Genomic DNA, 13,423 nt, shown 5'->3' with positions numbered 1-13,423 from the left:
TCATTTTTCAGAAAAACCGTCTTCTTTCATTGCTTGAGGCTGGACTATTCGGAGGGGAATTGATAAGGTCCCGAAACGTTTAACCTCTCCATGGCATCCGCCCGTCTCCAACACATCATTGGCCTTATCCCGGCGCGCTGGGGTTCTTCCAGATTCCCCGGCAAACCTCTTCATCCCATTGCCGGAAAACCACTTGTCCAACACGTATGGGAGCGGGTTGCCCGCTGCAGCCGGCTGGACGACATGGCCATTGCCACGGATGACGAACGTATCCTTGGGGCGTCGCTGGCGTTCGGGGCAAAGGCGATCATGACCTCTCCGGGCCATCCCAGCGGCAGTGACCGTCTGGCGGAAGCCGTCCAAGCGTTTCCTTCCGCCACCCACATCGTCAACATCCAGGGGGATGAGCCTCTCATTGATCCGGCCCTGATCGACCGCCTGGCTGATGTGCTGGCAACAGATCCCGCCCTTCCCATGGCCACTGTCGCCTGCCCCATTGACAGAGAAGAAGACCTGGACAATCCCAACATTGTAAAAGTGGTTCTTGCCGGCAGCGGAGATGCGCTTTATTTTTCCCGGTCCGCCATCCCATTCGCCCGCAATTCACGTATTTCCCCGCCCCTCAGGCATCTTGGCATTTATGCCTACCGCCGGGACTTCCTTGCAAACTATGTCTGCTGGAAACCTACCCCCCTGGAACTCACGGAATCCCTGGAACAATTGCGCGCACTGGAAAATGGGGCCAAAATCAGAGTCATCCTGACGGACCATGTCAGCGTGGGAGTGGATACGCCGGAACAGGCGGCCCAGGTCGAACAGATTTTATTAAATACACACTAGGAACAGACATTATCATGAAATACATCTTCGTCACAGGCGGCGTCGTATCATCTCTGGGCAAGGGCTTGGCAGCCGCATCCATCGGCACTCTGCTGGAACGCTGCGGACTGAAAGTGACCCTGCAGAAATTCGATCCCTACCTCAACGTGGATCCGGGCACCATGAGCCCGTTCCAGCATGGAGAAGTGTACGTTCTGAATGACGGTGCGGAAACGGACCTGGACCTGGGGCACTATGAACGCTTCGTCCATTGCAGCCTTTCCCGCCTCAACAACCTCACCTCCGGGCAAGTCTTTGAAAACGTATTGAGAAAGGAACGCCGCGGCGACTACCTGGGCAAGACGGTCCAATACATCCCCCACGTTACGGATGAAATCAAGAACAGGCTCTATGAAGTGACGGAAAAATCCGACGTGGACATCATCATCACGGAAATCGGAGGCACGGTAGGAGACATGGAAGGCCACATCTTCCTGGAAGCCCTCCGCCAATTTGCCCTAGAAGTGGGCCGGGACAACGTCTGTTTCATCCACGTCACCCTGCTCCCCTACATCAAGGCGGCCGGGGAGATGAAAACTAAGCCTACGCAGCAATCCGTCGCAAAACTCCGGGAAATCGGCATTCAACCCGACGTCATCATCTGCCGGACGGAATACGACATGAGCGAGGACGAACGCCGCAAAATCGCCATGTTCTGCAACGTAGAGGCTAAAAATGTCATTGCGTTCCGTGACGTGAAAAACACCATTTACGAATGCCCCCTGGACCTCAGCCAGGACAAAATCGACCGCATCGTGACAAAACGCCTGGGACTGGACGTCCCTCCCCCGAATCTGGCGGACTGGCAGCGCTACGTAGGCAGGGTCGTCAGCCCCAGCCATTCCGTAAGAATCGCCGTTGTCGGCAAATACATCGCCCTTCAGGATGCCTATAAGTCCATTTATGAATCCTTTACCCATGCCGGCGCGGAAAATGACGCCCGCGTGGAAATCCTGCGGGTGGATGCGGAAGAACTGGAAGAAAAGGGAGCGGAAGCCCTGATCGGTTCCGTGGATGGCCTTTTGGTGCCCGGCGGCTTCGGCGACCGGGGTATTGAAGGAAAAATACAAGCCGTACAATATGCGCGCACCAAGGGCATTCCCTTCATGGGCATCTGCTTGGGCATGCAGGTAGCCGTTATTGAATATGCACGCCACATTTGCGGCATGGACGACGCCAACTCCACGGAATTCAACAAGGCTACGCCCTACCCCGTCATCTGCCTTCAGGAAGAACAGAAAGGCATTGAAAACATGGGGGCCACCATGCGCCTGGGCGCCTACAAGGCACTGATCACACCGGGAACCCTGGCACACAAGCTTTACGGCAAAGATAACGTCAACGAACGCCACCGCCACCGTTACGAGTTCAACCCAGCCTACCGTGAAGATCTGGAAAAAGCGGGTCTGGTCATCAGCGCCATCAACGATGAGCACGGACTGGTGGAGGTAGTGGAACTCCCAACCCACCCCTTCTTCATCGCCTGCCAGTACCATCCGGAATTCCAGTCAGCACCCAACAGGGCTCATCCGCTCTTCTCCGGCTTGGTCTCTGCAGCGCTGGAATATAAAAGCCGCTCCTGATCCCATCCCTGACCTGCAAGAGTTTTTCCGGAGCTGAAATTCCGGAAAAACTCTTCCTCTCCCGGCATGTTTACGGACTCCCTCGTCATAGCCACCTACTTTCTGGCCATCTTCGGCATTGGCATCTACGCGGGCCGCAAACAAAAAACCCTGACGGATTATGCTCTGGGAAACCGTTCCCTGCCCTGGTGGGCCATCCTGGCCTCCATCCTGGCTGCGGAAATCAGCGCGGCCACCTTCCTGGGAGCGCCGGGGGAAGGCTACCATACCCGCAACTTCACCTATGCCCAGCTCTGCATAGGCACGATTCTGGGCCGTATTATCGTCGGCAAGCTCTTCCTCAAACCTTATTACGACTATAAGGTAGTCTCCATTTATGAATATCTGGAAAAACGGTTCGGACTGCTGACCCGGCGCACTGCCTCCATGGTCTTCCTGATCAGCCGGGTTCTGGCCAGCGGAACCAGGCTCTACTTTGCAGGCATTCTGCTTGTCATTGCTTATCAGTTTATCACCAATACTCCGGCAGATTCCGAACAGATAGTCCTGCTCTACATCGCCGCTCTGGTCATCATCAGCATTGCCACCACCATTTATACGGCCATAGGCGGACTGAAAGCTGTCGTCTGGACAGACGTACTTCAGGCGGCGGTACTCGGCGTCTCCATGCTCTCCGCCCTTTGGATACTGTTCTCCCACATTCCCGGCGGCTGGGACTCCATTTCCGCCGTCATGAACGGAGGGGATGACTGGAAATTCTTTTCCTGGGGAACGGAAAAAGGACTCAGCTTCCTGGAACAGTGTTCCCACATTCTGGGACAGGAATATACGGTATGGGCAGCGTTTCTGGGCGCTACGTTCATCACGATGGCTACACACGGGACGGACCAAGACATGGTCCAGCGCATGCTGGCTGCAAAAAACAGCAAGGCCGGAACCCGCGCAGTCATTGTATCCGGCCTGATGGACTTCCCCATCGTCCTCCTGTTCCTCTTCACGGGCATTCTCCTGTACGTCTTTTACCAGTACAATCCGGCAGCCCTGCCCGCAGACACGCCCAAATTGCACGTATTCCCCTACTTCATCATTCATGAACTGCCCGGCGGAGTCCGCGGGCTACTCATCGCCGGACTGCTCGCAACCGCCATGGGGTCTCTGTCCACAGCACTCAATTCCCTAGCGACCACCGCCACGAAGGACTGGTACCAGGGCATCTTCAAGCCGGACGCCACGGAACGCCAGCTGCTCCGGTGCGTGCGGTGGGGCACGGTGGGATTTTCCCTGCTGCTCATTATGGTGGGCTCCGTCACGGCCTGGTACGTAGTACATCATCCGGAAGTACGCATTATCCAAATTGCTCTCGGCATCTTCGGCTACACGTATGGATCCCTGCTCGGCATCTTCCTGCTGGGAATGCTGACCCGCACCAGGGGCAACGACACCGGCAACATCCTTGCCATGGCGGCAGGCTTCATCGTCATAGCTGTTCTGACCGGACTCATTCCTCTCCCGGCTTCCTGGGAACAGCATATTCCGGAAATAGCCTTTCCCTGGCGCGTCACCATCGGCACCCTGGCAACATTCTTCGTCGGACTGTGCTTCCGCAGCCGTCACGAACTTCCCCGTTAAAGGGCATTATTCCTTCCCGGAATCACAATTTACGGACAAGAAAAACCTGGGGACATGCAAGGAACCCGACGCGTGCCACGGACTCCCTCCGGACAAACGCTGTTACCTTTACCCCTCTCCTTTTCTCCACGCATCACACCTCTTCAGGTGAGAGCCATCGGAAGGAAACAATGTTGAAGCGTCGGCCAAAAGCCTTGTTCACCGCACTCAAATCCGTCGTTTCCAGCGCCCCGGTCTTCATGTTCACCTTCGTTGCCGCCGTCTCGGGACTGTTCACAGGGTCCACGTAGTTGATGCCACGCTGCACCACCGCCTCGCACCACGCACGGGAAAGCACCACTCCCTCCCGGCTCGTCACTTCCCCGTAGGCGCGGATTGTAAACGTGTCGTCGCGCGTCGTCAGGATGTTGCCCAGCACCGCAAGCACGTCCGACTGGATCAGGTAGCCGGGAGCCGCCGTGAAGACCGACCCCTTGGCCGCATCCGCGTTCGGATAACCCGCCTTGGGTGTGATGACCATGTCCGTGAGTTCGTCAAAGGTGCTGTTGATTGAGCTTTCGTCAATGGCCGCCTGAAGCGCCCCCTTCACCCCCATCTCTCCGCTCTGCAGGCGGCGGTTGATGAAGTCGGACATGTTCAGGAAGGGGCCCCTCTTCTTGACTTCCTTGACCATGTTGTCGGCCAGTGCGCGGATCTGCGTGTCGCTGAGCGTGCGCAGGTCCGACCAGGCCATGGCCTCCCCGTCGGGGATGCCGTTGGTGATGCCAATGGAGCCGTAGTCGTCCACGTGGGACTTGTTGCTGCTGGCCACCCCGAAGCGGGAGAAATTGGCCTGGTTGCCGCTCAGCACCGAGGGCCTGCCGTTGGAAGAGTAGAGGAGCTTGCGGTTCTTGAGGCCCATGAGCATGGCCTCCCAGGCTCTCCGGGAGGTGGAGTTGACGTTGAAGCCCCCGGCGATGGGCAGGTACTTGGCGGAGAGCTTGTAGCCCTCGTCGGTTTTGGCCAGCTCGTCGATGACCGCTTCGGCGGGCTTGCCCTGAAGGTCCGGGGAGAGGCGCCTGTTGGCAATGCCTGCGGCCTTGTTGGAGGAAGTGTCCGTGGAGAAGGCCTCCTTGAGGACGGCCTTGAGGTCCTCTTTGGCGGAGCCGCCGATGCTGCGGGGCCGCGCGGCCAGGGATGAGGTGAACCAGGAGTCCCAGAGGGCGTCGTTGATCATCAGTCCGTGGTCCCAGAAGTCTCCCAGGGAGGCGTCGCCCATGATTTCATTGTGGGAGAATACCTTGTCGGCAGGCAGCATGGGGTCGGCAAAGGAGTTTCCGATGCCCACGCCCGGAACGCCTGACTGGTAGGCGAAGCGCTTGGCGATGGCAGCCCTGGAATCGGTCTTGTACCATCCGGGAGTAAGCCTGAATCCTGCGAATCCGGCGAGGCTGGAGGGCTGCTGGAATGGGAGTTCGGCGGCCACAATCTTGTTGACCTGTTCGGCGCCGGGTCCGCCGAAGGGGGAGAGTCGGGTGCCGTCGTTGGAGAGGATGTTGGAGATGGTGATCTGGAAGAAGTCGCTGTTGGATTGCTTGACCTCGAACTGGTAGGGGCTGTATGAGCGTCCGAGTTCGGATGCGGTGGGCATCTGGCCGCCCCAGAAGAGGGGGCTGGAGTGCTGCCAAGTCTTGGCGCGGTAGTCCTTGCCTTCCGGGTAGGCGCCTACGACGGGAGTCTTGCCCCATTTGGCGGAGACTCCATAATAGGCGATGAAGTAGGGATACGGTCCTCCGGATTCCGGTTCTGCGAATTTGCCCCGCTTGGAATCGTTTTCATTGGAGTCTCCGCTGGTATTGTTGGTCCATCCGGTCGTCGGAATCCTTGTGGCCTGGATGATTTGTTCTTCAAATCCCCAGTTCAGGTTGAGCATGGCAGGGGAGATTTTAGCGAAAACTTCCGGATCGGTTGTGGAGGAGCCGGAGAGCGTCGTAGGCTTCCCTATCTGGCCGGGGTTCATGAGCCCGGCGCCCATGACAAACGTGCGCAGCTTTTTGGATGCCGAGGAAAACTCGTCCGTATACTTATGGCACAGAACATGGTCGGGAGGAGTGCCCCATGATTTGTTGCCATTGTTGCCCACCAGTTCATCATCCGTTTCCGCAAACCGGGCCCAGAACGTATATTTGGTAGGCGTGTCGAATTCGGTGTTTTCAAAATACTGGTACTGGAGTCCCGTATAAATGTTGACGCCGTAGGAAGCCATCTCGCTCAGGTCCTGCGGCCAGCCTTCCCGAAGGGCGAAGTTGTCCGTCCGGATGTCATTCCCGTTGATTTTGGATTTGTAAACGGCTCCTTGCTGGATTTTGTCGGTACGCGTGGTGGAGGGAAGGGCAAAGACGACGATTTCCCCGGCCTTGAGGATGGATACGTCCCCCTTGTTTACCTCTCCGGTGCTGTCGTTCAGGCGTGCCGACTTTCTGTAGGAAGCGCCGAAGTCGGCAATCTGGCGGTCATTTACGGCGCCATAGGAACCCTGGGTGTAAGGAGTCAGCGGATGTTCCGTATATCTTCTCAAGTCGGAAAGAGGCTGGCTGCTTCCGTTGACATTGTCCGCAAACAGCATGGGCATGAAACGGTGTTCCCCGAAGTAGGAACCCCACGGGGAGCCGGACGCCCCTTCCATTTTCATGTCCACATTGTACGGGTTCCACCAGACAAAGACGGGGATGACGGAGACGGACGTGTTGATCCAGCCGCCGTTCTGGGCCTGGAAATCGTTCTTTGTCAGATAGGTCCCAATGAAATTGTAGTAACGCAGCAGGATGGGATGGCGCATGTAGGTGTAGCGGTTGTCCATCATTCCCATGTTGGCGGAAGCGTCCGCGGCTACCAGCGTGCTGGGCGTCTGTCCATTCCATTCCAGCGCGGCGGAGGCATCCTGGCCGTCCCTTTTGGTTGAAGAGTCCCACACATTGGCCCACAGGTGGAGCTGGTTCCAGGAGCCTATCGGCCGGTTCTGTTCCGTCGGAGTTCCGTCCTCCGTGGCGTAGGGACGCAGGCCGATGTCCGCCGTATCTCCACGGAACTCCTCAGGCAGTTTTTCCTGGGACAGCATAATATTCAAGTCCTTCTTCAAACCGCCGAATTTGGAATCCGTCTGGAGGCTGGAAGAAACCAGGGTGATGTCATGGTAAAGCTCTCCCAGGTCTTTCAGGCGGCCGTTTTTGCTGTTGGCAAGAAGCGTGTCACGGGAGATCAATTTTCTGGCTGCAGATGAATCGTCGCTGGAGCTTTCCGACATTAATGAGGCAATATTGAGGGTGTCCAGATCCGGGCCGGGGGTATCCCAGGTGGAGCGCAAAACGGTCAGCGTGTCGGTGCTTTCCTGGGAGGCATGGGGCATCAGGTTGATGCGTGCCTTCTGGTTTTCCGGCGTAATCCACCAGGCAATGTTTTTGCGGTTGTTGGCATTCTTTTTCAGCCCCGTATTCCTGGAAAAATCATCCACGCGCACCAGCCGGGCGTAGATTTCCTTTTTGTCCTGGTTGCGGGCTCCCACCGGAGTCCCTGCGGTGCCGGGGCCCAGCAGGCAGACGCTGCGGAAATTGCGGTTGGAACGGGTCCTTTGGCCCAGAAGGTTTTTTCCGGCTTCCAGGGTGCTGAGCCTGCGCAGGTCGGGGTCGGAAATCAGCCAGCGGCGGAACATGGAGCTTCTGCCGGTATCGTAAGTGGAAGCGATGCTCATGCCTGAGGAATTATTCCTGTTGAGCCAGGTGTCCCAGCTGTTCCAGGCGCCCAGGATGTAGGGGGAGCTTCCTTCGCTGGTGCCGGAAGAGAGAATGCCGGAGTTGGCGGAAACGCGCTGGTCGGGTCCCAGCTCGCACTGGAGCTGTCCCAGGGATACTTCCAGGGAGAATCTGGCCAGGGACTTGGCCTCAGCAGCGAAGAGCTGTTTCTCGGAGATGCGCACCTGGGAGGATGCGATGGTAAGAAGGCCTACGCTCAGGAGGGCCAGGAGCATCATCAAGGTGATGGTGGCAATGAGAGCGAAACCCTTGCTGACGTGTTTAATAGGGCGTTTTTTGGAAGGTTTGATCTTCATGAAAAGCTATGGTTTTTAGCGAGACGTCTTCCTATTAGTTTGGAGTTGCCAAGCCATCCACTAATATGGAAAGGCGAAAAGCCAATTCTTATCTCCGAACCTTATAAAAAGCGGAGGGTGCATGCAAGCCTAAAATTGGTTGAAAAAGGATGCTGAAACCTTGTTTTCCGAACCGGAATTTTCCCTTTATTTGAGCTCTGAGATGAATTGGAATAATATTTTTATTCATTTATAATCAAATGTTTTATTGAGGTTATAAAGATAAATGCGGATTCCAAATTCGGTGGCTTGAAGAAGGACTTGAACATTCTTCTTTCCCAGGAAAAACTGCCTGAGGAGTTCCGTGGAGATACGGCGGACATCGGCCTGCGTCCCTACGCCACGGAGGACGGAACTCCGACGGAACAGAACCGGCCGATAGGCTCCTGGAACCAGCTCCACCTGTGGGCCAATGTGTGGGACTCTTCAACCAAAAGGGACGGCCAGGATGCCTCCGCCACACTGCAATGGAATGGGCAGACGCCCAGCACGCTGGTAGCCGCGGACGCCTCCGCCAACATGGAAATGATGGACAACCGCTACACCTACATGCGCCATCCCATCCTGCTGCGCTTCTATTCCTTCGTGGGGATCAACTACGTCAAGCGCAACGCCCAACACGGCTCCCGCGGCGGCCACATTGACGTGCGCGTCTCCGTCATCCCGGTGTACGTGTGGTGGAACCCGTACAACGTGGACATGACGTTCACCGGGGCGGACGGCGGCCCCTGGGGCTCCTACTTCGGGGAACACCGATACATGCCGATCATGCAGACGAACAACTATTCACGCATGCAGGCCAACCTGATTGAGAATTGGGATCCCTCTTCAGCGACTTATTCCGAATCTCCATTCTCTCCCTATTCACCCAATGACGGTTACAACAACAGGCAGATTGCCGACTTCGGAGCGTCGTTCCGTAAAACTTCGGAATTGCTTTCTGGCGGCGTAGGCAAGGCGGGAGAACCTTCCGTACTTAAAGCCGGAGAAATCGTCATTTTTGCACATCCTGTCGTAGCCAAAATTGAACATGGCAACGCGGTCACCCAGTCCAAGGCCAACAAAAATGACATCCGCGTGGACAACTTCGCCTTCAAGGAAGGCTGGACTCAGGATCCGGGGCAGGTCAGTTCCTATGCCATCAACCAGGCTGACGGTATTCAATATCAGTATTTATCCGGAAGCGGCTATGAGGACAGAGGCACCGCCATGATGTCCATTAAATTTGCGGAAGATCTGGACGACCTCAATTATACGCCGCACAACATTGTCCTCTGCACGAAATACACGGATGAATTTTCCTCTCAATCCAAAAAACTCGGTACTCTTGTCATGGTTTCCGGGATCATGAATCCCAGACAGCTAGGCCAATCCGGTTCATTATCAAACGGCAGTGACCCTGCCGTATTTGACAAAGCCATGCCTGCTATCCTAAACCTCAACTGGGGTGCCTGGGAAAAGCCCCTGCTTGATCAAGTCAAGCTCCCGGCCGACATGTTCCTGGACAATGAAGGACCGGATGACAACAGAAAACGCCGGGGCTTTTACGGTACTGCGGCAGAGGACTCCACATTCGTAGCCTACTACGGGGTTTCAGTAAAATGGGGCAAGCCTCCGGTCATCGGAGCCTACCCGGAAGGCAAGGACTACCGCGCCAAGACTTGGCAGCACTCCAGCCCCCTCTTCTGGGGCGGCCAGATGCCCACCGCATCCGAACTCGGACGCTCATACAGCCCCTACCAGTTCGAGGTCAAAAATGCCAACAGCGACTTCTTCCCCATCACCATCTCCAACATCCTCTCCAACGACGGCACCCGACTCTCCCCCTTCGGCGGACCCGGCGCCGAACAGGTCAACAAGATTGTGGCCGCCGAACTCCCATTCCAGCAGCCCTCCAGCCTCGCCGGATTCGCAGGATTCAGGCTTACTCCCGGATGGTACAAGACCGATTCCAGGGCTGCCATCGCCAAGCGCTTCGCCTACCAGTCAGGCGTTCCGGGCGTGGGCATCGGAAACTCCTTTGCCGACCCCATGCTGCCTGCCGACAAGGTATTCTCCCACAATGAAATCATGGGCGACGCCTCCCTGGGAGACTTCTGGGACCACGGACTGATGATCAACGACGCCCTCTGGGACTCCTGGTTCACCTCATCCCTGGCCGCGCGGCCCCGCAGCATCGGCGGCTCCGCCAAAGAGGACCTCAAGGCCGTCCTCAAGGAGGCCTTCTCCACGGACACTTCCTCCAACAAGGCCGCAGGCATTGCCAACAGGCGCCTCTCCCCGGACCTTCAGGGCAAGCCCGCCGAAGCGGTCATCGACGAGCTGGCCAAAACCGACGAGGGCTACAAGCTCTCCGCCAAGTACCTGCCCATCGCCGGGGGCTTCAACGTCAACTCCACCTCCCGGAGAGCCTGGGAGGCCATGCTCATGGGCCTCAAGAACCGCAAGCTCCTCTACTCTTCCAACGGCAGGCCCTCGGTGCTGAGCGGCAACCAGGCCAATTTCTCCCGCTTCGGGGTGGCCAGCAGCAACAAGTCCCACGTGGACGACTACGGCTCCATTGGCATCACCAACGGCATCCCCGACGGGGAGGCCATGGCCTGGTCGGACCTGCGCACGCTCAGCGACACGCAGATCCGCGCACTGGCCGACAACATGGTCAAGGAAGTCAAGAAGAGGGGCCCCTTCCTGAACATGTCCGACTTCATCAACCGCCGCCTGCAGAGCGGAGAGATGGGGGTGAAGGGGGCGCTTCAGGCGGCCATTGACGAAAGCTCAATCAACAGCACCTTTGACGAACTCACGGACATGGTCATCACACCCAAGGCGGGTTATCCGAACGCGGATGCGGCCAAGGGGTCGGTCTTCACGGCGGCTCCCGGCTACCTGATCCAGTCGGACGTGCTTGCGGTGCTGGGCAACATCCTGACGACGCGCGACGACACGTTTACAATCCGCGCCTACGGGGAAGTGACGAGCCGGGAGGGAGTGGTGCTTTCCCGTGCGTGGTGCGAGGCGGTGGTGCAGCGTGGCATCAACTACGTGGACCCTGTGAACAGTCCCGAGACGGCGGCAACGAAGGTGAACATGAAGACCGGGGCGCTGGAAACGACGGATTTGAGTGCGGTGAACAAGGCTTTTGGCCGACGCTTCAACATTGTTTCCTTCCGATGGCTCTCACCTGAAGAGGTGTGATAAAGAAGTAAAAAATGGGTTGAAGGGCTTCCTGTCCGGGAATCCCTCCCCTTTTCCTACCGCCCTTTTCTTTCAGCATTCGGCAATCATTGACAGCCGCCGCCTTCCTTTTCCCGGAACGCGGCGGCTTTTTATCTGCGGGCCGCCGTCTCCAGGTTTCGTTTTTTCTTGTTGCATAATATTCCACATCCCTATTTTAAGCTTGCACGGCCTTCCCCATTCATGTACTTCACAAGGGATATAAAACCCGTCAAGACTGGCATTCCCAACAATGCTTTATTGACTTGCCGTTGTCTCCGCAGCATCCGTCTTCCAACCGCTCCCGTGCCGGTTAAATGCTCCGGTCAAACAATTGGTATCGGGTTCTCTTCCTACACTTCATATTTTCCAGAACATATGCGCATCCCATTCATCCTGACCCTTTCCTGCTTCCTCGGAAGCGTACCCCTCGTACATGGGCAGTCCCGCCAGCCTGCAGCACCCAGAACGCCTGAACCGGCTAGAAATTCCCCTGCGGGAGACACGGTGGACAAGTCTCTTTCCCCTGCTTCCGTCAACGGTATTCGCTTCGTGCTGAAAACCCCGATGACTCTCCCGGAAGTCATTTACATGCCCATTGACGGCAAAAGACTGGAAAAAGTGGAACTTCGCGCCGCGCTGCCAGGACGCCGCAGCGTTTATCCCCGGAGCAAGATCATTACCCTTTTCGGAGGGTTGGACCAAAAAGGCATGCCGACAAATAAGCTGGTTTCCAAACCGCTCCCGGATAATCTCGGTCCCAAAACGCTGGCCCTGGTAGGCAAGAACAGCAAGGGAGAGTTCACGCTGGATTTCATCAATGAAGCGGAACTGCCGATGAACTGCATCTACATCCAGAACCTCACCGGACGCACGTTCACCCTGGAGCTGCCCAATCCTCCTATGGGAGAAAAAAGCGCCATTGAGCTCCCCAGCATGGCGACCTACGTCTTTGGAAAGGATGTGGCAGGAGCCAGCGCGGCCCGCTCCACTCCCGCCAATCTGACGTACATGGCACGCCTTAAAGATGGAAAAGTCGTCAAGGTCAAGGAACGCGGCATGATGCTGACCACTTATCCCGGACGCAAAGTCGTCATGATCATTTCTCCGGATGCTTCCGGACGCACCGTCGTTCTTTCAGAACTGATGATTTTCAAGGAAAAAACGGTTGCCACGTCTCCAGCACGATAACGGATACCGTCCTTCCTGCGGGAAACCTTTCAGCTTCCTTCCAGGAAAGTCCATGCAGAGAGTCCTCCGGTCATTTCCGAGAGGATGGAATTCAAGCGCCTCCATTCCATTCTTTCCCGGCAGGGGCATGCGAACGTCCCGGAGATCGCCATTCAAGTAGCTCTTGGAATGATAAGAATTCAACATATATAATCACCTTGATAAATACGACTATTCAAGGGATTCTTATGAAGAAAGCTAAATCGGCTGATGCAAACATCCGTAAGGAATTCACCGGCATTCAGGCAGGATCAAGAACAAGCTGAAGAAACTCAGCTGCCTATCTGACAGCGTAGAAAACTTTCTTTGCATGAAATCTCTGGGAGAAAACCGGATGCCGAATGAACGGCAGTGGCACTTGATTCCCTTGCTCTGAACATTTACGGACCGGAATTGACAGTCTTTCCGCGAATATTAGCCGGCAGTATCCGAAAGAACCGGACCATGCGGAGAAAGTGGAGTTTGAATATACGGACAGGGACGGTTTCATTCAACACAAGGTTCCTTCCCGCATTCAGATTAACATGAAGAAACTGGAAAATGATGATACCCCGCATATTTCCAGGAAACGGAGCGCTCCTCGTCCGTTGTTTCCACTTCTCCGGTAGCCGGTAATGTAACCCATTACCTTTATACGCCGCACAGAAAACAGAACTTTTTCAGGAATGCCTCAAAGAACGGGAGACCATGAAGAGTTCTTTCCGAAGGGACTTTCCGCCGAGGAGATACACGACGTTCCGTTCCGAAGCCATCATGCATGAGCAAC

6 protein-coding genes are annotated in these 13,423 nt (G+C 56.3%); 5 read left to right on the top strand and 1 reads right to left on the bottom strand.

What is annotated here, in order from left to right:
- The first annotated feature begins 90 nt into the window (after positions 1-90).
- From kdsB to V3C20_RS09095, 3 genes are all read left to right on the top strand, one after another.
- The gene (gene kdsB, locus V3C20_RS09105) at positions 91-840 is read left to right on the top strand and encodes a 3-deoxy-manno-octulosonate cytidylyltransferase (RefSeq protein ID WP_130084580.1); all 750 of its coding nucleotides are present in this window, start codon (positions 91-93) and stop codon (positions 838-840) included.
- 14 nt (positions 841-854) lie between these two features.
- Positions 855-2,462, top strand: a complete 1,608-nt coding sequence (locus V3C20_RS09100; protein WP_130084581.1) for a CTP synthase — start codon at positions 855-857, stop codon at positions 2,460-2,462.
- Between the two features lie 66 nt (positions 2,463-2,528).
- Complete coding sequence (locus V3C20_RS09095) at positions 2,529-4,091, top strand: sodium:solute symporter (protein ID WP_130084582.1); 1,563 nt, start codon at positions 2,529-2,531, stop codon at positions 4,089-4,091.
- Between the two features lie 133 nt (positions 4,092-4,224).
- On the opposite strand, the gene V3C20_RS09090 is transcribed toward V3C20_RS09095, so the two are convergent.
- Positions 4,225-8,175 carry a hypothetical protein gene (locus V3C20_RS09090; protein ID WP_330935358.1) on the bottom strand — a complete coding sequence of 1,317 codons (3,951 nt, stop codon included), beginning with the start codon at positions 8,173-8,175 and terminating at the stop codon, positions 4,225-4,227.
- Positions 8,176-8,463: 288 nt separating this feature from the next.
- On the opposite strand from V3C20_RS09090, the gene V3C20_RS09085 reads away from it, so the two are divergent.
- Together V3C20_RS09085 and V3C20_RS09080 are read left to right on the top strand one after the other, a co-directional pair.
- The gene (locus V3C20_RS09085; RefSeq protein WP_330935357.1) at positions 8,464-11,409 is read left to right on the top strand and encodes a hypothetical protein; all 2,946 of its coding nucleotides are present in this window, start codon (positions 8,464-8,466) and stop codon (positions 11,407-11,409) included.
- Positions 11,410-11,805: 396 nt separating this feature from the next.
- Positions 11,806-12,618 carry a hypothetical protein gene (locus V3C20_RS09080; protein WP_130084920.1) on the top strand — a complete coding sequence of 271 codons (813 nt, stop codon included), beginning with the start codon at positions 11,806-11,808 and terminating at the stop codon, positions 12,616-12,618.
- Positions 12,619-13,423 lie beyond the last annotated feature (805 nt).

Origin of the sequence: Akkermansia sp. RCC_12PD, from assembly GCF_036417355.1 — a bacterium.
Classification (GTDB): Bacteria; Verrucomicrobiota; Verrucomicrobiia; order Verrucomicrobiales; family Akkermansiaceae; genus Akkermansia.
This window is presented reverse-complemented; position numbering and strand designations above follow the sequence as displayed.

What these genes read in the sequence shown, in the direction of transcription:
- kdsB (WP_130084580.1), top strand. Translation starts at nt 91, where the DNA reads ATGGCATCCGCCCGTCTCCAACACATCATTGGCCTTATCCCGGCGCGC.
- V3C20_RS09100 (WP_130084581.1), top strand. Translation starts at nt 855, where the DNA reads ATGAAATACATCTTCGTCACAGGCGGCGTCGTATCATCTCTGGGCAAG.
- V3C20_RS09095 (WP_130084582.1), top strand. Translation starts at nt 2,529, where the DNA reads ATGTTTACGGACTCCCTCGTCATAGCCACCTACTTTCTGGCCATCTTC.
- V3C20_RS09090 (WP_330935358.1), bottom strand. Translation starts at nt 8,175, where the DNA reads ATGAAGATCAAACCTTCCAAAAAACGCCCTATTAAACACGTCAGCAAG.
- V3C20_RS09080 (WP_130084920.1), top strand. Translation starts at nt 11,806, where the DNA reads ATGCGCATCCCATTCATCCTGACCCTTTCCTGCTTCCTCGGAAGCGTA.